Raw genomic sequence first — 21,606 nt, forward strand, 5'->3', positions numbered from 1 at the left:
GCCGTGATGCCGATCGCCGAGCCGCTGCTGCCGCCCGCGCGACCGACCCTGTACGACCGGTGGATGCTGCGCCTGGCCGGCGAGCCGCGTCTGGCCCGGCTGTGGCGCTGGCTCGCCCCGACCCTCGTCACCGTCGTCGCCGCCGTCCTGCGGCTGTGGAACCTGGGGCATCCGAGCACCCTGGCGTTCGACGAGACCTACTACGTCAAAGATGCCTGGACGCAGTGGAACCTCGGCTATGCCGCGAGCTGGCCCGATGACGCCGATGCGAGCTTCATCGCGGGCGACACCGACATCTTCCTCACGTCCGGCAGCTTCGTGGTGCATCCGCCCCTCGGCAAGTTCTTCATCGGCCTCGGCATGGCGCTGTTCGGGCCGGATTCGGCCTGGGGCTGGCGCATCGCGGTGGCTGTGTTCGGCATCGCGACCGTGCTCGTGCTGTACCTCGTGGCGAAGTCGCTCACGGGTTCGATCGCCTTCGCCACCGTGGCATCCGGTCTGCTGGCCGTCGACGGTCTCGCGATCGCGATGAGTCGCGTGGCACTGCTGGACGGCATCCTCACGTTCTTCGTGCTGCTCGCGTTCTGGTTCGTGGTGCTGGATCATCGCCGCACGGCGACCCGGTTCGCCGCGGCGCTCGCCGCGCGCGACCACGGCGATGATCCGCCCGCGTGGGGACCCGTGCTGTGGAACCGCCCGTGGGTGATCGCGGCAGGTGCCGCGGTCGGAGCCGCGACCGCGGTCAAATGGTCGGGGCTGTACGTGGCTGCGGGCCTGGGGATCTACCTCGTCGTGGTCGATGCTCTCGCGCGACGCCGCGCGGGCGTCATCTTCTGGCCGACCGACGCCGCCTTCCGCCAGGGCGTCGTGACGTTCGTCCTGTTCATCCCGGTCGCCGCCGCGGTCTATGTGGCGTCGTGGGCGAGCTGGCTCCTGACAGACGGCGGCTACGGGCGCCGCGCACTCGAGGGCTCGGACGGCGGTGGCATCGGCTCGGCCCTGGCGAATCTGTGGGCGTACCACGAGCAGATCTACGGCTTCCACGTCGGACTCGTGAGCGCCCACGGCTACGCGAGCCCCGCCTGGCAGTGGCCCCTGCTCATGCGCCCGACGTCGATGTACTTCCAGAACGACGACGGCATCGTGCAGAACATCTACAGCATGCCGAATCCGCTTGTCTGGTACGCCGCCGTCGCCGCTGCGGTCTACCTCGTGTGGCGCTTCGTCGTGTCGCGGGATTGGCGTATCGCGCTCGTGCTGACCGGCATCGCGGTGACGTACGTCCCGTGGCTGCTCTACCCCGAGCGCACGATCTTCCAGTTCTACACCGTCGCGATCCTCCCGTTCCTGATCCTCGCGCTCACGTTCGCGCTGCGCGACGTCGCCGGCGCGGCGAGCACCGACGGCTACCGGCGCCAGTCAGGGCAGCGGGTCGTCTGGGTCTTCCTCGCCGTCGTGCTCGTGCTGGCGGCGTTCTGGTACCCGATCGTCACCGCGACCGGTGTGCCGTACGACTTCTGGCGCATGCACAACTGGCTGCCCAGCTGGATCTGACGGGCTGCGCGGGGTCTGTCCGCTCTCAGCCGTGCGAAGCCGCTGCCGCGGCGCGCGCCGCGATCGGAAGCGCGTCCAGGATCTGCTCGATCGCGGCATCGTCGTGCGCCGCCGTGAGGAACCACGCCTCGAAGACGCTCGGCGGCAGCGATACACCGGCATCGAGCATGGCGTGGAAGAACGGCGGGTAGCGCCAGGCCTCTTGCGCGCGGGCGTCGTCGTAGTCGCGCACGGGCTCTGGGCGGAACGCGAGCGAGAAGAGGTTGCCCGCGTGCGAGACGACGTGGGAGACGCCCTGGGCGGAGAGCGCCTCGCCGAGCGCCGTCGAGACCGCGCGGGCGGCGCGGTCGACGCGGTCGTAGACGTCGGCATCCGCCAGCCGCAGCGTCGCGATGCCCGCCGCGACGGCGAGCGGGTTGCCGCTCAGGGTGCCCGCCTGATAGACGGGGCCGAGGGGTGCGAGCAGCTCCATGAGGTCGGTGCGACCGCCGATCGCCGCCAGCGGCATCCCCCCGCCGATGACCTTGCCGAACGTCACGAGGTCGGGGCGCCATCGCCCGCCTGCGGCTTGTTCGAGACCCCACCAGCCGGCCGGTCCGACGCGGAAGCCCGTGAGGACTTCATCGAGGATGAGCAGCGCACCGTTCGCGTGCGCCGTCTCGGCGAGGAACGCGTTGAACCCCGGATCGGGCACGAGGATGCCGGCATTCGCACCGGCGGCCTCGGTGATGACGGCCGCGATGCGCCCGGGGTGCGCGGCGAAGGCCGCGCGCACGGCATCGCGGTCGTTGTAGGGCAGCACGAGGGTGAGCGCCGCGACGTCGGCGGGCACCCCCGCCGAGCCCGGCAGTCCGAGGGTGGCGATTCCCGAACCGGCTTCGGCGAGCAGACCGTCGGAGTGCCCGTGGTAGTGCCCGGCGAACTTGACGACGATGTCGCGCCCCGTCGCTCCTCGTGCGATGCGGATCGCGGTCATGGTCGCCTCGGTGCCCGTCGACACCAGCCGCAGGCGGTCGATTCCCCGCACGTCGTCGATGCGCAGCCGGTCGATGACGAGTTCGGCCAGCTCGGTCTCGCCCGGCGTCGATGCGCCGAACGACAGGCCGCGGGAGGCGGCCTCCTGCACGGCCGCGACGACCTCGGGGTGAGCGTGGCCGAGGAGCGCGGGGCCCCACGAAGCGACGAGGTCGATGTAGTCGCGGCCGGCGACGTCGCGCACGGTCGCTCCCGTCGCCGAGACGATCGAGAGGGGCGTGCCGCCCACCGATCCGAAGGCGCGCACGGGAGAGTTCACGCCACCGGGGATCACGGCGCGTGCGCGGACAGCGGCGTCGTCGTTCGTCGTCATGCGCTCAGCCTTTCGGCGGCCTCGATGGCCCAGTAGGTCAAGACGGCGTCGGCACCGGCGCGCACGATCCCGACGAGCGATTCGTCGATCGCGCGGGTGCGGTCGATCCAGCCCTGCGCGGCGGCGGCCTCGATCATGGCGTACTCCCCCGACACCTGATACGCCCAGACGGGCACGGGTGAGGATGCCGCTGTGTCGGCGAGCACGTCGAGGTAGCTCATAGCGGGTTTGACCATGACGATGTCGGCCCCCTCGGCGATGTCGAGGTCGACTTCGCGCAGCCCCTCGCGACGGTTCGCGGGGTCGAGCTGATACGTGCGGCGGTCGCCCACGAGCGAGGACTGCACGGCTTCGCGGAAGGGTCCGTAGAGGGCCGAAGCGTACTTCGCGGCGTACGCGAGAATCGCCGTCGCGCCGTGCCCGGCACCGTCGAGCGCCGCCCGCACGGCTGCGACCTGGCCGTCCATCATCCCGGACAGTCCCAGCAGCCGCGATCCGGCGGCCGCCTGCGCGAGAGCCATGTCGCGATACCTCTGGAGGGTCTCGTCGTTGTCGACGCGACCCTGGTCATCGAGCACGCCGCAGTGACCGTGGTCGGTGAACTCGTCGAGGCACAGGTCGGTCTGCACGACGAGCGTGTCGCCGACTTCGGCGGCGGCGACGCGTGTCGCGACGTTGAGGATGCCGTCGTCGTCGGTTGCTCCCGACCCGATGGCGTCTTTGTGCTCGGGCACGCCGAAGAGCATCACCCCGCCGATGCCCGCCGTCGCGGCGCGATGAAGCTCGGACTTCAGAGAGTCGAGCGAATGCTGCACGACGCCGGGCATCGAGCTGATCGGGCGGGGTTCAGTCGCTCCTTCCCGCACGAACAGCGGCAGCACGAGCTGTGCCGGGCTCACCCGGGTCTCTCGCACGAGTCGGCGCCAGGCGGCCGTCGCGCGCAGTCGGCGAGGGCGGACAGCGGGAAATGCGGTCATTGGGGATCCTCATAGGGCCGTGCACGCAGCGGGGCCAGGTCGGCGGCTCCCGCGGCGAGCAGTTCGTCGGCGACACGCTCAGCCATCTCGAGCGCCGTCACGTCGCCCAGGTAGGCGGCGTGCGAACTCGTGAGCTGGTCTCCGCCGTCGGGCCGGTAGACCCGCGCCGAGAGGAACAGCATCCCGTCCTCGACGAACGCGTGGGCTCCGACAGGGGCAGCGCACCCCGCTTCGAGCCGGGCCAGCACGCCCCGCTCGGCTTCAGCCGCGACGCGCGACGGGCGATGGTCGACGCGCGCCGCCAGGCGCTCATCTCCCACGCGGGTCTCGACCGCGAGCGCTCCCTGCGCGGGGGCGGTTGGCCATCGGTCGAGCTCGAACAGCTCGGTGACGACGCCGAGCCGGCCGAGCCGCGTCAGACCCGCCGCGGCGAGCACGACGGCGTCGAGGTCGGTGCCGACGCGGCTCAGACGCGTGTCGATGTTGCCGCGGATGTCGATGAGGTCGAGATCGGGCCGGTGCCTCGCGAGCTGGGCGCGGCGGCGAGGTGACCCCGTGCCGATCTTCGCGCCCTCGGGCAGCGTGTCCAACGTCAGAGCGTCACGCGCGCACAGTGCGTCACGTGCGTCCTCCCGCTTCGGCACCGCGGCGATCGACAATCCCTCGAGCGGGCTGGTGGGCAGGTCTTTGAAGGAGTGGACGACGGCATCGATCTCACCGGCCAGGAGCGCCTCTCGAAGCGCCGCAGCGAAGACGCCCGTGCCGCCGAGGGTCGACAGCGACGCCGTGGAGCGGTCGCCCTCGGACACGATCGGCACGAGTTCACCGCCGAGGGCGTCGGCGACGGTGGCGGCCTGGGTCATCGCGAGGGCGCTCGCGCGCGTGCCGATCCGCAGGGCGCTCATGACGTCGCCGGCGCGGTCATGCAAGCACCTCGCCCAGTTCGTCGGGTGTGATGAGGCGACCGGTGAAGAACGGCACCTCTTCGCGCACGTGGCGGCGCGCTTCGGTGAACCGCAGGTAGCGCATGAGATCGACGAGTTCGATGGGATCGTCGGCTTCGAGGCCGAGCAGCCACTCGTAGTCGCCCAGCGCGAAGCTCGCGACGGTGTTCGACTGCACGCTCGGGTACTCCCGCCCCTTGCGGCCGTGGTCGGCGAGCATCGCCCCGCGTTCGGCGGAGGGCAGCAGGTACCACTCGTAGCTGCGCACGAACGGGTACACCGTGAGCCAGCCCTTGGGCGGCAGGCCACGGGCGAAGGCCGGTGAGTGGTCGCGGCTGAACTCGGCATCGCGGTGCACGCCGAGCGCGTTCCACGTCGGCAGCAGGGGCGACAGCTCGAGCGAGCGGCGCAGCGTGCGCAGATCTGCCTGCAGACCCTCAGCGGTGTCGCCCGTGAGCCACAGCATCACATCGGCGTCGGCGCGCAGGCCCGAGACGTCATAGACGCCGCGCAGGCTGGACACGCCCGCCGAGACCTCGGCGAAGCCGGAGCCCGTCGCCGGCGCGGGGTGCGGGTCGCGACGGAAGACAGCCCACAGAGTGTAGAACGTCGCCGTGGAGGTCGTGTCGGTGGTCGGATCGGTGCCATCGTTCGAAGAACTCACCCGTCCATCCTCCCCCTTTTCCGAGGGGATGCGCCCGTCATGCCGAGGTCGTCATCGCCGCGGCCGTCCGTTCGGCATGCGCGATGACACCGGCAAGGCCTGTGCCGGCGACTCCCTCCCCCACCGAGATGACCTCGTCGGGATACGGCTGCGCCCCGCGGTCCCAGGCCTGCACGGCGGCATCCGTCACCGCCTGAAGCGGCGCGCCGAGCAGCTTCTGCGCGTCGGCGACGGCGCGCGCGACGGCGTCGCCGGCGAGGTCTCCGTCGTAGGACAGCCGGACGGCGTGTCGAGCGCCGAGCGCCTCGGCGGCCCACGCCCACTTCGCGGTGATGTGGGTCAGGGCCCGCGCCCCCACGCCCGGAGCGTCAGCTGCCACGAGCAGTCCCGTGCCGCGCGGTGCGGCATCCCATCCCGGAGCGTCCACGACGAGCGTGACGAGCGTGAGCCGCCGCCGCGCAGCGGGTGCCGAGAAAGCACGCACGACGGTGCCGTCGAGGCGCTGCCCCCCGGCGACGACCCCGTGGGCATCGAGCGCGGTGACGTCGACGCCCGTGCGCACATCGACGCCCAGCCGGGCGGCGTCGGCGGCGAGCGCCGTGACGAGTCGGTGCATCCCGCCGCGCAGGCCTGCGACCTGCGTGCCGGCGGGGGCCTGCGCGCGGAGAGCCTGCACGGCCGCCGCGAGCGAACCCCGGGCCGTGAGTTCGGCGCGCAGCCGCGGCGCCACCGCTTCGACGGGCAGCGCGTCGGGTTCTTTCGAGTGCACGCCGCGCACGACAGGGGCGACGAGTCCGTCGACGACGCGAGACCCCATGCGAGCGCGCACGAGGGCGCCGAGGGATGCCGCGTCCCGGCCGATCCGCGCCGGCAGAGCCCGATCGAGTGCGGCGCGCCAGGCTCCGACGCGTCCGATCGCGCGAACGACGTCGGGCGCGAGCGGTGTCCCCGGAATGCCCAGGACGCCGACCGCCGGCAACGGCACGGCGGTTCCGTCGGCGCGGTGCAGCCACGCCGATACCGGAGCGGGCGGCACGACCTCGAGGCCGAGTTCGGCGGCGAGCGTCGTGACGGCACCGCCGCGCGTCGCGAACGACTCGGCGGCGGCGTCCAGCGTCACTCCGGCCAGCGGTAGCGGCTGCACCTGACCGCCGAGCCGGTCACTGCGCTCGAGCAGCACGACGTTGCGGCCCGCGAGGGCGAGGCGGCGCGCGGCGACGAGGCCCGCGACGCCGCCTCCGACGACGATGACCTCAGAGCTCATGCACCAGGTCGACGATGCGCGTCAGCACGGTGGGGTCGGTCTCGGGCGGCACGCCGTGCCCGAGGTTCACGATGTGCGCCGGGGCCCCCGAGCCGCGCTCGACGACGTCGCGCACGTGGCGCTCGAGGAGGTTCCAGGGCGCCGTGAGCAGAGCGGGGTCGATGTTGCCCTGCAGCGGCATCGTGCCGCCCAGACGCCGGTTCGCCTCGTCGAGCGGCAGGCGCCAGTCGACGCCGATGACGTCGGCACCGACCGCAGGGGTCGCGTCGAGCGCTTCGGAGAGTCCGAGGCCGAAGTGGATGCGCGGCACGTCGAGTCCGCGCAGCCAGTCCATCGCGCGACGCGAATGCGGCATCGCGCGGCGCACGTAGTCATCGCGCGAGAGGGACCCCGCCCATGAGTCGAAGAGCTGCACGACGCTGGCCCCGGCGAGCACCTGCGCGCGCAAGAAGGCGCCCGTCACGTCGGCGCACCAGTTCAGCAGCGTCGCCCACGTGTGCGGGTCGCTGCGCATGAGCGCGCGCGTGCGCAGCTGATCCTTCGAGGGCCCACCCTCGATGAGGTAGCTCGCGACGGTGTACGGCGCTCCACCGAACCCGATGAGCGGCGTGCTGCCGAGTTCGGCGACGGTACGGGCGACGGCCTCCGAGATGGGCGCGAGTGCGTCGGGTTCGAGGGGACGCAGAGCCAGGACATCGGATGCGGACCGCACGGGGTTCGCGAGCACGGGACCGCGTCCGGGCACGATGGTGACATCGACGCCCGCGAGGAGGACCGGAACGACGATGTCGCTGAAGAAGACGGCGGCATCGACACCGTGGCGCCGGACGGGCTGCAGCGTGATCTCGGACGCGAGCGCCGGAGTGAGGCACGACTCGAGCATCTCGGTGCCGGCCCGCAGCTCGCGGTACTCCGGCAGCGAGCGGCCCGCCTGACGCATGAACCAGACCGGCAGGGTCTCGGGCCGGTCGCCCCGTGCGGCGCGGACGAGCCGGGCACCGGTCGTCCTGCCGTCGCGCAGGGGGTGGGTATCGGGCAGGACCGTCACGTCGGAAAGCACACAGCCAGGCTACGACCTCACGCCGTTAGAATCTCTGCGTGCTGTTCTGTCTGACGGCGAATCACCGCAACACCGAGTTCGAGGTCTTGGACCGTATCTCGCGTGTGGCTGAAACGACCGCCGCCGACCTCACCGAAGCGCATGACTTCGTGCGCGGAGCCGTCGTGCTGGCCACGTGCAACCGCTTCGAGACATACCTCGACATCGACGAGCCGCTCACGGGCGCCGTCGCCGTCGCGCGCGAGGCCGTGCTCGAGCAGCTGGCGCTCGCCGACACCGACATCACGGCGCTGCGCGCGTCGGCGGTGACCGTTGCAGGTGACGACGTCGTTCGCCACCTCTTCAAGGTCAGCTCGGGCCTGGAGTCGATGGTCGTCGGCGAAGAGGAGATCAGCGGTCAGGTGCAGCGCGCGCTCACGGCGGCACGCCGCGACGGCACGACGAGCCCGACCCTCGAGCGGGTCTTCCAGCGCGCGGCGCACGCGACCCGCGCCGTGCGCGCGCAGGCAGACGTCGCCGCGGGCGGCCGCTCCCTCGCCCGGCTCGCGCTCGAACTGGCCGACACGCGCGTGTCCGATTGGCAGAGCACGCCGGTCCTCATCGTGGGCACGGGCCAGTACGCCGCGACGACGATCGCCGCCCTGCGGGCCCGCGGCGCAGCCGACGTTCGCGTGTACTCCGCGACCGGCCGCGCGCAGCAGTTCGCCGCGCGCTACGGCATCCGTGCCGAGCACGACCTGCGCACCGCGATCGGGGGCGCCCGCATCGTGCTCACCTGCACGACCCGCTACACGATCGTCGGCGACGATGTGCCCACCGGTGCCCCGCGCCTCATCATCGACCTCGGCCTGCCGCGCAACGTCGATGCCGCCGTCGCCGACCTCGACGGGGTCGAACTGCTCGACCTCGAGCTGCTGGGCCGGCATGCCGCGCTTCCCGAGCTCGGCGCGGGGGCGCACGAGATCGTCGGGTCGGCAGCGGCGGCCTTCACCGCCGAAGCCGCGGCGGCTCCCGCCGTCGTCGCGGTGCGCTCGCACATCCAGGCGGCCCTCGACGACGAGCTCGCCCGCGCCGCCGCGCGCGGCGGTGATGCGGCTACCGAAACCGCGCTGCGTCACCTCGCCGGGGTCATTTCGCACATCCCGTCGGTGCGGGCCCGCGAGCACGCCGAACAAGGACGCCTCGACGAGTACGAGCGCGCGCTCGGGATCGTCTTCGGCATCGACGTACCCGCCGCGGCCCGATGCCCCCGCGGGCTCGAAGCGGTCTGACCGTCGCCGCACCGGCATCCCCTCGACGCCAGACGCAGCACGTTGCCGAGACGGCGGACCGGCACCCCCGAGAAAGCTCGAGGGCACCGGTCCGGTACGTCACGCGGAGGCCTGCCTCCGGGTGCGGAGCACGAGGATCGTGGCCCCGCCCAGCAGCGCCAGACCCGCCAGGCCGGCGATCCACGGCGTGCCGATGGATCCGGTGAGCGGAAGCTCACCGCGCACGAGCGTCACTTCGTCCTCTTCGCCGCAGTCGCCCTTCGCGAGCACGACCGGCGCATCCAACCCCTCCGGCGTGTGCTGCAGGGTCGCGACCCACAGCTGACGTCCTTCCCTGGTCGCCGTGAGGGCAGGTGAGGCGAAGACTCCCGAGCCGACGATCGAGGTGCGACGCGTCTCGACGAGGGTCTCGGCCGTGCACGTCGGAGCCTGGTCGTGCGCGTTGTGGAACACCTCGAAGACGATCTCGGCCGCGACGTCGTCGCCGAGCCCTTCGACGAACGCCTCGTCGCGGTAGGTGTCACCGATCCCGACCGAGGGCGTCGCCTGCGTGCGCAGTGACGCTTCGCTCACGAGCGTCGTCTCGTGCGGCAGACCGCACTCGCCCTGGTCGAGCACGATCGGATCACCGTCGGCGTCAGCTCGCCACGACAGGCGCTCGACGCTGTAGTGCGTGCCCGCCTCCGTGACGCGGATGCCGGGCGAGGTGTACTCCCCCGCCTGCGTGATGACGACGGGCCGGTCGCTCGTGTCCCCTACGAGGGAGTCCGCCGTGCAGGAGTCGATCGGGGCGACGCCGTCGACGGCGCGGTAGAGCTCGAACGTGATGTATGTCTCGCCGTCGGCCGGTACCAGTCCGTCGACGATCGCGACATCGCGCACGAGACCGGCATAGCCGATCGTCTCGGGTGCAAGCGAGCCGATCGTCGGCACGGGCGCCGAGGTCATCTCGCTCTCGAGGCCGCACTCGCTGACCATGATCTCGCGCCCGTCGACATCGTCTGCGCGGTGCTGCCACGCATAGTCGCCGAACGACGGCACGACAGGAGCCGTGAACGTGTACCGGCCGACGGCGTCGATGTGCAGCGTCTCGCTCTGCCAGACGAGGTTCTCCGCGACGCACGCGCCCAAGGCCTCGGTGTCCTCGGGCACCCGGTAGAGCGCCGTCGAGATGTCGGCGCCGCCGGCGGGAAGCACGTCGGCGACGATGACGGTGTCGAACGCCGTGCCGCCCTTCTGCGCCGCGGGCTGGGCCTCGGAGGTGATGTTGGGCACCATCGTCATCTGCGTCTTCTCTCCGAAACGCTCGTGCCGTTCGTAGGCGGACCCGTTCTGCAGGTACGCCCGCGTCTGGTCGGACTGGTCGGTGCCGATGATGCTCCATACCGCGGTGTAATGGCCGGGACCGGGGAGTTCCCAATCCGACTCGACCCGGTACGGCTGTGACGGACCTGTCGCCGGATCCGTGACCAGCACGAGCTCGCCCACCTCGACGGCGTCGGCGGGGATGTCCGCCGTGGCCTCGATCGGCTGCGCGGGGGTGCTGTACACCCGGGCCGTGGCTGCCACGGTCACGAACCGACCCCCCGCGACCCGCGGCCACTCGTTGAGCGACGTGCCGAATGTCACGTGGTCGACGAAGGTGCCTCCCGGCGCGTAGACCTGCTCGACCTGCGTCGTGATGTGCGGCGCGAAGGTCACACTGCGGGCGGTCGAGTCCTTGCCGGCGACGCGGAAGGTTCCGGCGCCGCCAGGACCGACAGCCGCCTGCTGACCGGGCGTCGTCCACAGGTGCAGCGCCGCGGCATGCCCCGACCCGAAGGTGCCCGAACCCGAGATCCGATAGGACGCGCCGTTGTGGGTCGGCGGCACTCCGCGCACGGGATAGGCGACACCCTGTCGCATGCCGGCGAGCGACGCGCTCCCCGTCGAGGCGAAGATGCCGTTCGTGAGCGAAACGGTTCCCGTTGCGGGCGTCCCCACCATCTTGACCGTGCCGGCGTAGTTGTTCGCGGCGTCGGTGGTGAAGACGAGCTCGCCCGCACCGTTGACGGCTCCCGCGGTGACGCCTTCGACGGCCGCGAGCAGTTGCGCGGCGCGGGCCTGGATCGCGCCGACGGTCGCGGGGCCGACGAGCCCGACGAGCTTGTAGTTGATGAAGCCGTTGAGATCGTGGGAGCCGTTCCAACCGCTGGAGTTGTACATCGCATCGGGGTTGGCGAGATGCTTGACGACGAACGAGACCGCCGAGGCGTTCACGTTGTCCCAGCTCTGGCCGTACTGCGTGACGATCGTGTTGATCTTCGCCGCGGTGTCCCCGCTGATGGTCGACGTGCCGAACGGGCTGTCCGAGATGATCGACGAGTGGATGCCGGCCGAGCTCGTCGCCCCGGTGGGGTTGGCGGCGCCCGGCACGATGCAGTAGATGAGGCTGCCGTCGGGCGCGATGAAGGCGCCCTCCCAGCCGATATGGCTGCTCGGCCACGTGCCGAAGCCGGGACCTTGCGACGCCGCCGACGCGCTCTGCACGCCGACGATCGCACCGGCGGCGACGATCGCCGTCGCCAGCACCGTCGCGACGAGTCGCACGGTGCGACGCGCGAACGTGCGCCGGATGCGCAGCATCCGGCGGGTGATGGTCGTGGAGTCGGCCCGCTCGCGAGCTGCTTTCCGGATAGACATGATTCTGCCCTTCGTTCGTTTCGGAACGACGGTAGGTATCTGTGGATGTGCGAGGGCCCGTGCGAGCCCCCGTGCCGTGCCGCCACAGCGGATCTGCGTGCCGGGTTGCGGGATTGCCGTGTCGGTCGGACGATACGCGTGACCGCGAGCTCAGCCGGCGGCGAGCTGCGCGGGGTCGGTGACGGGAAGGCGGCAGGCGAAGCCGTGGCAGTCGTATGCGGTCGCACGGGCGCCGACGATCGCCGGTTTATCGGCGAACAGCTCGAAACCCGCGTCGACCCACTCTCTGGCCTGGTCGGGGCTGATGACCGCGACGACATCGGCATCGAGACCACGTGCCTCGCGCGCGAGCGGATCGTCGGAGTCGCCGATGACGACGACCTGCCGCGGGGGCGCCGCGATGATCGTCGCGACGCGCAGCAGCGCGCCGTGCGCGAGCGGCTGGGAAAGCGCGGCAGCGGCGTGTCGGGCGACGAGGTGCTCGGCCCGAGCCCTCAGCTCATCACCCCCGCCGAGCAACCAGAGCTGCGCGGCCGCGTCGGCCAGCGCCGCGACCCCCGAGGGCTCGTCTCCGTCGGATGCCGCGTCGGGTGCGCCGATGCCCTGCACCGTGAGCACGGGGTCGCCGCCGCCGGGCACGGCGGGCTCGTCGTCGGCGAGACAGGCCTCGACGAGCTCACGGGCGCGCACGGCCGCTGCCGGCTCGCCCGTCGCGATGGCGAGCGCGACGAGCCCGGCGGCGAGCTGACCGTAGTCGGAGAGCGTCGCGGCGGCGCGTGAGGGGATCTCGTCCAAGGACGCACGCACGAGGCCGCCGTCGGGCAGCGTGTTGGCCCCGAGCACGGCGTCCGCCGCCCACGCGGCCGCCTCGATCCAGGAGGGTTCGCCGAAGCGCGCGCCGGCACGGGCGAGCGCACCGATCGCGAGACCGTTCCACCCCGTCACGACCTTGCCGTCGACGGCTGGCGGCTCGAGTCCCGAACGGTCTTCGAGCAGGTAGTACCCGCCCTCGCTGCGGACGCCGTCGATCCACGACTCGGAGTCCTGCGCCGCACCGAATCCCCCCGATGGCTGCTGCAGCACCGAGGTGAGGAACGAGGCGATGCCGCGTGCGGTGCGCTCGTCGTCGGCCTCGCGGGCGGCCTCGAGCAGCAGCGCGTTATCGGTCAGCATGCGCTCGTAGTGCGGCACGGTCCAGTCGCGCCGCGTCGCATAGCGGAAGAAGCCGCCCTCGGCCCGGTCGCGCAGCGGCGACGCAGCCATCGTCTGCAACGCCCGGTAGGCGACGGCCGCCGCCTCGGGCTCGGCCGTGCGCACGAAGCGGCTCAGCAAGAAGCCCAGTCCCGTCGCGACGGGGAACTTCGGCGCAGCCGGGTCGCCGCCCCAGAACCCGGCGTACTCGGGATCCTCCTGTGCCGCGAGAGCGCGTGCAGCGGCGCGCAGCTCTTCTGCGTCGGGCAGCGAGCCGGCCTCGCGGGTCTTCGTCCGCACCTCGGTGAGCGCGTCGACGATCGCCTCGGCGGTGCTGTCGACCTGGTCGCGACGCTCGGTCCACGCCTCGTGCACGGCCGCGAGCACCTGACGAAACGCCGGCAGACCGCCGCGCGGTTCGGGCGGGAAGTACGTCCCCGCGAAGAACGGGCGCCCCTCGGGCGTCGTGAAGACCGTGAGCGGCCAGCCGAGGCTCGGCGTGAACGCCGCGGCGGCGGCCATGTACGCCGCGTCGACCTCGGGATGCTCCTCCCGGTCGACCTTGATCGCGACGAAGCCCGCGTCGAGATCCGCCGCGGTGGCGGCGTCGGCGAAGGACTCCCGTGCCATGACATGGCACCAATGGCACGTCGAGTAGCCGATCGACACGAGCACGGGCACGTCACGCCGACGCGCCTCAGCGAAAGCCGCCTCTCCCCACGGATACCACGCGACGGGATTCTCGGCGTGGGCCCGCAGGTAGGGGCTGGCCGAACGAGAGAGGCGGTCGTTCATCTCCTCAGTTCAGCTCATTCGGGTGCGCGCCGACGCGCCCCGTGCCATCACCCGGATCGAGAGCGTCGATCGCCGCCATCTCGGCGTCCGAGAGCGCAAAGTCGAAGATGCGCAGGTTCTCGCGCAGTCGTTCGGGGTTGACCGACTTCGGAAAGACGATATTGCCCTTCTGGATGTGCCAGCGCAGCACCACCTGCGCGGGCGTGCGGCCATGAGCTGCCGCGGCGTCGTGCACGGCGGGTGTGCCGAACAGGTCGTACTTGCCCTGTCCGAGCGGACCCCACGCCTCGATGCGGATGCCCCGTTCGGCGCACCACGCGACGACGTCGCGCTGCTGATGGGCGGGGTGCAGCTCGATCTGGTTGACGGCGGGCAGCACTCCCGTCGCATCGACGATGCGCTCGAGGTGCTCCACGAGGAAGTTCGACACGCCGACCGAGCGCACGAGACCCGTGTCGCCGAAGGTCGTGAGCGACTTCCACGCGTTGACGTAGTTGTCGTTCGCCGGTGCGGGCCAGTGCACGAGATAGAGGTCGACGTACTCCAGCCCGAGTGTGGTCAGGCTCTGCTCGAGCGCAGCGCGCGGCTCTTCCCCGGCTTGCCGGTCGTTCCACAGCTTCGTCGTGATGAACAGCTCCTTGCGCGGGATGCCGCTCCGCGCGATCGCCGCACCGACACCCGCTTCGTTGCCGTAGATCGCTGCGGTGTCGATGTGGCGGTAGCCGAGCGCGAGCGCCTCACTGACGACCTTCTCGGTTTCCGCGGGCGGCACCTTGAACACGCCGTACCCGAACTGCGGAATGTCGTACCCCGAGTTGAGCGGAATCCGCGGCACATCGGCGGGGGGCTGAGCCTCGGGGCCGGCGTGGTGGTGTGCGTGGTGGTCTGCCATGCGAACAGACTACGACCGCAGAGCCTGCCCGTCTCGGGTGGATGTGAAGAAACCGGGTGACAGACGTACGCCCCCGACCGCCGCGGGCACGACGGGCGACCCTTCCTACGCCGGATCGCACGCCGACGCCCGCCGGGGAGCCTGCGACAGATACGATCGAGGGCTGTGTCCGCGCCAGAACCTGTCATCTCATACCCGCCGGAGCTGCCCGTCAGCGCCGCACGGGACGACATCGCGCGCGCCATCCGCGATCACCAGGTCGTCATCGTCGCCGGCGCCACGGGGTCGGGCAAGACGACGCAGCTGCCGAAGATCTGCCTCGAGCTCGGCCGCACCCGCATCGCCCACACCCAGCCGCGCCGGATCGCGGCGCGCACGATCGCCGAACGCGTCGCCGAAGAGCTCGAGGTTCCCCTCGGCACGACGGTCGGCTACAAGGTGCGATTCACCGACAAGGTCACCGAGGACACCCGCATCGCCGTCATGACCGACGGGATCCTCCTCAACGAGATCCACCGCGACCGGCTGCTGCGGCGATACGACACGATCATCATCGACGAGGCGCACGAACGCTCTCTCAACGTCGACTTCCTGATCGGGTACCTCACCCGCATCCTGCCCCAGCGCCCCGACCTCAAGGTCATCATCACGAGCGCGACGATCGACCCCGAGAGCTTCGCGAAGCACTTCGCAGGTCCGTCCGGGCCCGCGCCCGTCATCGAGGTGTCCGGCCGCACGCACCCCGTCGAGATCCGGTACCGGCCACGGACGGATGCCGCCGAGAGCGACGGCGACGACGTCGACGGAATCACCGCGGCGCTGCGCGAACTCGATCGCGAACCCGCGGGCGACGTACTGGTCTTCCTTCCCGGCGAGGCAGAGATCCGCGACGCGATGGATGCCGTTCGCGGCATGTACGCCAAGGATGCCGCGCCGACCGAGGTGCTCCCCCTGTACGGGCGCCTCTCCTCGGCCGAGCAGCACCGCGTGTTCGAACGCTCACGCGTCGCGGGCGTGCGCCGCCGTGTCGTCCTGGCGACGAACGTCGCCGAGACGAGCCTCACGGTCCCCGGCATCCGGTACGTCATCGACACGGGCACCGCCCGCATTTCGCGGTACAGCAACCGCACGAAGATCCAGCAGCTGCCGATCGAACCGATCTCGCAGGCCTCGGCGCAGCAGCGCTCCGGCCGCGCAGGACGCACGGCGCCGGGCATCGCGATCCGGCTCTACGCCGAAGACGACTTCGCGACGCGGGACGAGTTCACCGAGCCCGAGATCCTGCGCACGAGCCTCGCCTCGGTCATCCTGCAGATGCTCGCGCTCGGATTCGGCGAGATCGAGCGGTTCCCCTTCCTCACACCGCCCGACTCGCGCGGTGTGAAGGCGGCCGTCGACCTCCTGACAGAGCTGGGCGCCGTCGAGACGGCGCGCTCAGGGGGCGGCAGGGGCGCGTCAGAGACAGGACGGCTCACCGAGATCGGCCGGGAGATCGCACGGCTGCCGATCGACCCGCGGTTCGCCCGGATGATCGTCGAGGCCCGCCGCACGGGCGTGATGCCCGACGTGCTCGCGATCGTCGCCGGGATGTCGATCCAGGATGTCCGCGAACGACCCGAGGAACGGCGCGAAGAGGCCGACCGCCTGCACGCCCGGTTCACCGATCCGACCAGCGACTTCATCACGCTCCTCAACCTCTGGAACCACCTGCTCGAGAAGCAGAGCGAGCTGGGCTCGAGCGCGTTTCGCCGCATGTGCCGCGCCGAGCACCTCAACTACGTGCGCGTGCGGGAGTGGTTCGACGTCCACCGTCAGCTCAAGGCTCTGCTGGGTCGTTCCCCGCGAAACCGCACGGCCGACGCGCACTCCTCCCGTGACGGCGAAGCTGCGGGCTCGGATGCGGACGCCATGCACAAGGCGATCCTGTCGGGCCTGCTCTCGCACATCGGCATCCTCGACGACCGCGCCCCCGCCCGTCAGACCGGCGCGAAGGGCGCCCAGGGCAAGAGCGCCGCTCCGGCAACCTACATCGGCGCGCGCGGCACCCGGTTCTCGATCTTCCCCGGGTCTGGGCTGAAGAAGAAGCGGCCCACCGCCGTCATGGCCGCCGAGCTCGTCGAGACGAGCCGCCTCTTCGCCCGGACCGTCGCAGCGATCGACCCCGCCTGGGCCGAGCCGCTCGCGGGCGACCTCGCCAAACGGCAGCTGAGCGAACCGCACTGGTCGAAGGCCGCGGGCGCGGCATCCGCGTATGAGAAGGTCACTCTCTTCGGGGTCGAGATCGTGCCGCGCCGCCGCGTGCAGCTCGCCCGGTTCGACCGGCCGTTCGCCCGCGAGCTGTTCGTGCGCCACGCGCTCGTCGAAGGTGACTGGGATTCGTCGCACCTGGACAAGCGGCTCACGGCCTTCGAACGGCGCAACCTCGAGCTGCGTCGCCGGCTCGAGAAGATCGAGGAGCGCGAGCGGCGACGCGACATCCTCGTGGGCGACGAGGCCGTCTACCGCTTCTACGACGCGCGCATCCCCCGGGACGTCTTCGACGCGCGCTCTTTCGAAGCGTGGTGGCAGGATGCCGCGGCCACGACGCCGCGCCTGCTCGACATGGCCGAGGCCGACCTCCTCGACGACGCGGCGCGCGGCGACGAGCGGGACTTTCCGGCGCGCTGGCGTCAGGGCGATCAGGTGCTCTCGCTCGCCTATCGCTTCGAGCCGGGCGCACCCGATGACGGTGTCACGGTCATCGTGCCCCTCGCTCTGCTGGCGCAGCTGCGTCCGGACGGGTTCGACTGGCAGGTGCCGGGTATGCGCGACGAGCTCATCACGGCACTCCTGCGCGCGCTGCCGAAAGCGATCCGCCGGCATGTCGTGCCCGCCGCGGACTGGGCCGCGCGGCTGTCCGAAGACCTCGCGGGCCTCGGGCCCGAATCCCACGACGGTCTGCCTCCCACGCCGCTGCTCGACGCCCTCGCGACCCGCATCCAGCGGATCGCCAACCAGCCCGTCACCCCCGCGGACTTCGAGCTGGCTCGCGTGCCGTCGCACCTGCTCGTTTCGTTCCGCGCCGTCGACGAGCGGGGACGCACGGCCGGATCGGCGCGCGACCTCGGCGACCTGCAGCGACGGCTCGCCGATCGTGCGCGCACGGCCGTCTCGCGCTCGCTGACCCCGCGTGCCGCGGCGCCCGGGCCCGCAGCACCGCCGAGCGCGGCAGCATCCGCCGCCGTCACAGAACGGTCCGGCCTCACCGACTGGGAAGTCGGCGACCTGGCCGACGTCGTCGACACGAAGGTGGCCGGCGGCGTCGTACGCGGGTATCCCGCGCTCATCGATGAGGGTGCCAGCGTCGCACTCCGCATCGAGACGACTCCGGAGGCCGCCGCCGCCGCAACACGCGCGGGCGTGCGCAGACTCGTGCTCCTGACGGCCCCATCGCCCGCCGCCTATGTGCTGGAGCACCTCACGTCGGCCGAGAAGCTCGCACTGGCGGCATCCCCGTATTCGTCGGCGAAGGCGCTCATCGAAGACGCGCGCCTCGCTCTCGCCGACGCTGTCATCGCGCGCACGGTTCCCGACGGTGTCGTGCGCACGCGCGCCAGATTCGAGGCCGTGCGGGATGCGTTCTCAGCGGTCGTCGTCGATGAGCTGTTCCAGACCGTTTCGCTCGTGGCCCGCATCTTGACGGCGGCGCGCGATGTCGAGCGGGCCGTCCGCGACCAGAACTCGCTGACGCTGCTGGCGGCCCTGAACGACGTCAAGGCGCAGGTCGCGGGGCTGGTCTTTCCCGGCTTCATCGCGCGGACAGGCCTCGAGCGGCTCGCGCACCTGCCGCGGTATCTGCGCGGTGCGCTCGAGCGGGTGCGCAGCCTCACCGACAGCCCCGGGCGCGACCGTCAGCGGCAGAACGAGTTCGAGCGCGCTGCCGCGCTGTACATCGAGGCGGGCGGCACGCTCCCCCTCGCGCCCGATGCATCGCCGTCCCTCAACCGCGTGCGCTGGCTGCTCGAGGAGTACCGCGTGAGCCTTTTCGCGCAGGGGCTCGGCACGGCCGAGCAGGTCTCACTGCAGCGCATCCAGAAGGCGCTGCGGGAATAGTCCTTCGCCGCGGACGGGTTGGCCCCGACATGGCACACGCGATCGTCTACACCGAGTTCGGCGGACCCGAGGTCCTGCACCAGATCGACTTCGATCCGTCCGAGCCCGGGCCGGGCGAGGTCGCCGTGCGGGTCGAGGCGGCCGGCGTCAACCCGATCGATGGCAAGCTGCGGTCCGGACGCCGGGCATCCGCTCCCCTGGACGGGCCACGGCGCGTCGGCGCCGACGGGGCCGGCGTCGTGACCGCCGTGGGCACCGACGTCGAGGGACTCCGCGTCGGTGACGCCGTCGTCTTCTCGGGCGTCATGGGGGCCTACGCGACCGCCATCGTGGTCGACGCCCGGCGCGTCGTGCCGCGACCGGCGTCGGTGAGCGCCGAACTCGGTGCGGCCCTGGGCATCCCCTTCGGCACCGCCTACCAGGCTCTGCGCTCGCTCGCCGTCGGGCCGCGCGACGCGCTGCTCATCCACGGCGGATCGGGTGCCGTCGGCCAGGCGGCGATCCAGTTCGCCGTGCTCGCCGGCGCGACCGTCGTCGCGACGGCGTCCGAGCGCCGGTTCGACCGCGTCCGCGCGCTCGGGGCGATTCCCGTGGCGTACGGCGAGGGACTCGTCGATCGGGTCCGTGCCGCGACCGCGAACGCGAACGCGATCACGGTCGCCCTCGACGCGGCGGGAACCGACGAGGCGCTGCAGGCGTCACTCGATCTGGTCGCCGACCGCGCCCGCATCGCGACGATCGTTCGTGGGGCGGATGCCGCTGGCCTGGGCATCCGCGCCTTCTCGGGCGGCAGCCCCGACCCGCTCACCGCGCAGCAGCAGGCCTGGCGTGCCGAGGCCGTGCCGGTGACCCTCGCGCTGCTGGCCGCGGGCCGCTTCTCGGTCGAACTCGGCCCGTCGCTGCCCCTCGCGGAAGCATCCGAGGCCCAGCGCCTCGTCGACTCCGGCACGGACGGCAAGGTCACCCTCCGCCCGTGAACTGCGACCTTGCCCCCGGACCGCGAGAGGCTCGGTACGCTCGGAGAATGACTGCATTGCGCTGGGGCATCCTCGGACCTGGCGGGATCGCCCGTGCGTTCGCCCGCGACCTGAAGACGGCCGGGCTCGACCTCGCCGCGGTGGGCTCCCGCCGACTCGAGAACGCCCGCGCGTTCGCCGACGAGCTCGGCGTGCCGCGCGCCCACGGGTCGTACGAAGACCTGGTCGCCGACCCCGGCATCGACATCGTCTACATCGCGACACCGCACCCGTTCCATGCGGCGCAGGCCATCCTCGCCCTCGAAGCGGGCAAGCACGTTCTCGTCGAGAAGCCCTTCACGATCAACGCGGCCGAGGCCGCCCTCGTGCGCGACGTCGCCCGGGCGAAGGGCCTCCTCGCGATGGAGGCGATGTGGACGCGCTACCTGCCGCACATGGTCCGCATCCGCGAGCTGCTCGCGCAGGGCGCGCTGGGCGCCGTGCGCGCCCTGACGGCCGACCACACGCAGCGAATCAGCTCGGACCCCGCGCATCGTCTCAATGCCCTCGAACTCGGGGGCGGTGCACTGCTCGATCTGGGCATCTACCCCGTCTCGTTCGCATGGGATGTGCTCGGCGCGCCCGCGACGATCGCGGCTGCGGGGACTCTCGGTCCGACCGGAGCCGACGCCGAGATCGCAACGATCTTCACCTACCCGTCGGGAGCGATCGCGACGACCCTGTCGGCGGCGCACTCGGCGGGCCCGAACACGGCGCACATCATCGGCACGGATGCCCGCATCGAGATCGACCCCGTCTGGTACACGCCGACGTCCTTCCGTCTTCTCGGTCCCGACGGCGCGGTCCGTGAGGCGTTCGCGTCGCAGGTCGAGGGCCGGGGCATGCAGTATCAGGCACTCGCGGCCGAGCGCTTCATCGCGCAGGGAGTCACCGACAGCGATGTTCTGCCGATCGATGAAACCGTCCAGATAATGGGCAGTCTCGACGCTGTCCGTGAGATCATCGGTCTTCACTACCCCGGAGAGAACTGAACATGCCAGACCTGCTCCAGCCCCGCGTCGCCGTCTACCTCGACTTCGACAACATCGTGATGTCCTGGTACGACCGCGTGCACGGGCGCAACGCCTATTCACGTGATCGTCAGCGCATCGCCGAGAACGCCACGGCGCCCGAGATCGCCGAACGGCTCGCCGCGGCACGCATCGACGTCGGGGCGATCATCGACTACGCCGCATCCTTCGGAACCCTCGTGCTCACGCGCGCCTACGCCGACTGGTCAGCGCCGGTCAACGCCGACTACCGCTCGCAGCTCGTCGCGCGCGCCGTCGACCTCGTGCAGCTGTTCCCCGCCGCCGCCTACGCCAAGAACGGCGCCGACATCCGCCTCGCCGTCGACACGGTCGAGGACATGTTCCGCCTTCCCGACCTGACGCACGTCGTCATCGTCGCCGGAGACTCGGACTACGTGCCCCTCGCCCAGCGCTGCAAGCGGCTCGGCCGGTTCGTCGTCGGCGTCGGCGTCGCCGGCTCGACCGCGAAGTCGCTCGCCGCGGCATGCGACCAGTTCGACGCCTACGACGCGCTGCCGGGCGTGACCCCGCCGGCGACCGGCAAGTCCGACGGCGGCACCCGCCGCTCGCGCCAGAAGGCCAAGGACCCGGCCGCCGATCTGCTCGAGCGGGCGCTGCGCCTCGAGAACGACAAGGACGACGACAAGTGGCAGCACGCGTCCGAGGTGAAGAGTCTCATCAAGCGGCTCGACCCCGCGTTCAGTGAGAAGGCGGTCGGACACAAGAGCTTCACCGACTTCGTCAAGGCCCATCCCACGGTGGCCGAGGTCGACGAGTCGTCGAACATCGTGCTCATCCGTCTCGCGGGTGAGCGCCGCTGAGGCC

15 protein-coding genes are annotated in these 21,606 nt (G+C 71.4%); 6 read left to right on the forward strand and 9 right to left on the reverse strand.

All coding sequences use genetic code 11. The features are described 5' to 3' along the window. Positions 1 to 6 precede the first annotated feature (6 nt). A complete protein-coding gene (locus AC25Y0_RS10255; RefSeq protein WP_488124037.1) occupies positions 7 to 1,554 on the forward strand; it encodes a dolichyl-phosphate-mannose--protein mannosyltransferase in 1,548 nt (515 codons plus the stop codon). 25 nt (positions 1,555 to 1,579) lie between these two features. Here AC25Y0_RS10255 and hemL read toward each other — a convergent pair whose 3' ends face one another. The 6 genes from hemL to hemE are packed head-to-tail and all read right to left on the reverse strand — an operon-like array spanning position 1,580 to position 7,811. Then, positions 1,580 to 2,902: a glutamate-1-semialdehyde 2,1-aminomutase gene (gene hemL / locus AC25Y0_RS10260; protein ID WP_488134588.1), complete on the reverse strand. Its 1,323-nt coding sequence runs from the start codon at positions 2,900 to 2,902 to the stop codon at positions 1,580 to 1,582. Further along, a complete protein-coding gene (hemB, locus tag AC25Y0_RS10265; protein WP_488134589.1) occupies positions 2,899 to 3,879 on the reverse strand; it encodes a porphobilinogen synthase in 981 nt (326 codons plus the stop codon). The genes hemL and hemB overlap by 4 nt, the downstream gene beginning before the upstream one ends. Further along, complete coding sequence (gene hemC / locus AC25Y0_RS10270; protein ID WP_488124036.1) at positions 3,876 to 4,784, reverse strand: hydroxymethylbilane synthase; 909 nt, start codon at positions 4,782 to 4,784, stop codon at positions 3,876 to 3,878. The genes hemB and hemC overlap by 4 nt, the downstream gene beginning before the upstream one ends. A 16-nt stretch (positions 4,785 to 4,800) precedes the next feature. Further along, positions 4,801 to 5,487, reverse strand: coding sequence for a hydrogen peroxide-dependent heme synthase (hemQ, locus tag AC25Y0_RS10275; protein WP_488123858.1), 687 nt, complete (start codon positions 5,485 to 5,487; stop codon positions 4,801 to 4,803). Positions 5,488 to 5,524: 37 nt separating this feature from the next. Then, entirely contained in the window at positions 5,525 to 6,751 is a 1,227-nt protein-coding gene (locus AC25Y0_RS10280; protein ID WP_488123857.1) for a protoporphyrinogen/coproporphyrinogen oxidase, read from the reverse strand. Continuing rightward, positions 6,741 to 7,811, reverse strand: a complete 1,071-nt coding sequence (gene hemE, locus AC25Y0_RS10285) for a uroporphyrinogen decarboxylase (RefSeq protein WP_488123856.1) — start codon at positions 7,809 to 7,811, stop codon at positions 6,741 to 6,743. The genes AC25Y0_RS10280 and hemE overlap by 11 nt, the downstream gene beginning before the upstream one ends. A 38-nt stretch (positions 7,812 to 7,849) precedes the next feature. Between hemE and AC25Y0_RS10290 the strand changes: the two genes are divergently transcribed. Next, the gene (locus AC25Y0_RS10290) at positions 7,850 to 9,082 is read left to right on the forward strand and encodes a glutamyl-tRNA reductase (protein WP_488123855.1); all 1,233 of its coding nucleotides are present in this window, start codon (positions 7,850 to 7,852) and stop codon (positions 9,080 to 9,082) included. A gap of 99 nt (positions 9,083 to 9,181) precedes the next feature. Here the strand turns inward: AC25Y0_RS10290 and AC25Y0_RS10295 are convergent, their stop codons facing one another. The 3 genes from AC25Y0_RS10295 to AC25Y0_RS10305 all read right to left on the reverse strand — a co-directional run bounded on the left by AC25Y0_RS10295 (position 9,182) and on the right by AC25Y0_RS10305 (position 14,642). Further along, complete coding sequence (locus tag AC25Y0_RS10295; RefSeq protein WP_488134590.1) at positions 9,182 to 11,764, reverse strand: LPXTG cell wall anchor domain-containing protein; 2,583 nt, start codon at positions 11,762 to 11,764, stop codon at positions 9,182 to 9,184. Between the two features lie 150 nt (positions 11,765 to 11,914). Next, the gene (locus tag AC25Y0_RS10300; protein WP_488134591.1) at positions 11,915 to 13,750 is read right to left on the reverse strand and encodes a thioredoxin domain-containing protein; all 1,836 of its coding nucleotides are present in this window, start codon (positions 13,748 to 13,750) and stop codon (positions 11,915 to 11,917) included. A gap of 4 nt (positions 13,751 to 13,754) precedes the next feature. Then, positions 13,755 to 14,642, reverse strand: a complete 888-nt coding sequence (locus AC25Y0_RS10305) for an aldo/keto reductase (protein WP_488123852.1) — start codon at positions 14,640 to 14,642, stop codon at positions 13,755 to 13,757. A gap of 150 nt (positions 14,643 to 14,792) precedes the next feature. Between AC25Y0_RS10305 and hrpA the strand changes: the two genes are divergently transcribed. The 4 genes from hrpA to AC25Y0_RS10325 are packed head-to-tail and all read left to right on the forward strand — an operon-like array spanning position 14,793 to position 21,602. Further along, positions 14,793 to 18,734, forward strand: a complete 3,942-nt coding sequence (gene hrpA / locus AC25Y0_RS10310) for an ATP-dependent RNA helicase HrpA (RefSeq protein WP_488134647.1) — start codon at positions 14,793 to 14,795, stop codon at positions 18,732 to 18,734. A 29-nt stretch (positions 18,735 to 18,763) separates the two neighbouring features. After that, entirely contained in the window at positions 18,764 to 19,711 is a 948-nt protein-coding gene (locus AC25Y0_RS10315; protein ID WP_488123851.1) for a quinone oxidoreductase family protein, read from the forward strand. Positions 19,712 to 19,758: 47 nt separating this feature from the next. After that, entirely contained in the window at positions 19,759 to 20,742 is a 984-nt protein-coding gene (locus AC25Y0_RS10320; protein ID WP_488123850.1) for a Gfo/Idh/MocA family protein, read from the forward strand. Positions 20,743 to 20,744: 2 nt separating this feature from the next. Further along, a complete protein-coding gene (locus AC25Y0_RS10325; protein ID WP_488123849.1) occupies positions 20,745 to 21,602 on the forward strand; it encodes an NYN domain-containing protein in 858 nt (285 codons plus the stop codon). The last annotated feature ends 4 nt before the right edge of the window (positions 21,603 to 21,606 follow it).

The sequence above is a fragment of the Microbacterium sp. Y547 genome (genome assembly GCF_057669785.1).

Coding starts and splice junctions, on each gene's coding strand:
- AC25Y0_RS10255 (WP_488124037.1), top strand. CDS start 7: ATGCCGATCGCCGAGCCGCTGCTGCCGCCCGCGCGACCGACCCTGTAC.
- hemL (WP_488134588.1), bottom strand. CDS start 2,902: ATGACGACGAACGACGACGCCGCTGTCCGCGCACGCGCCGTGATCCCC.
- hemB (WP_488134589.1), bottom strand. CDS start 3,879: ATGACCGCATTTCCCGCTGTCCGCCCTCGCCGACTGCGCGCGACGGCC.
- hemC (WP_488124036.1), bottom strand. CDS start 4,784: ATGAGCGCCCTGCGGATCGGCACGCGCGCGAGCGCCCTCGCGATGACC.
- AC25Y0_RS10280 (WP_488123857.1), bottom strand. CDS start 6,751: ATGAGCTCTGAGGTCATCGTCGTCGGAGGCGGCGTCGCGGGCCTCGTC.
- AC25Y0_RS10295 (WP_488134590.1), bottom strand. CDS start 11,764: ATGTCTATCCGGAAAGCAGCTCGCGAGCGGGCCGACTCCACGACCATC.
- AC25Y0_RS10300 (WP_488134591.1), bottom strand. CDS start 13,750: ATGAACGACCGCCTCTCTCGTTCGGCCAGCCCCTACCTGCGGGCCCAC.
- AC25Y0_RS10305 (WP_488123852.1), bottom strand. CDS start 14,642: ATGGCAGACCACCACGCACACCACCACGCCGGCCCCGAGGCTCAGCCC.
- AC25Y0_RS10315 (WP_488123851.1), top strand. CDS start 18,764: ATGGCACACGCGATCGTCTACACCGAGTTCGGCGGACCCGAGGTCCTG.
- AC25Y0_RS10320 (WP_488123850.1), top strand. CDS start 19,759: ATGACTGCATTGCGCTGGGGCATCCTCGGACCTGGCGGGATCGCCCGT.
- AC25Y0_RS10325 (WP_488123849.1), top strand. CDS start 20,745: ATGCCAGACCTGCTCCAGCCCCGCGTCGCCGTCTACCTCGACTTCGAC.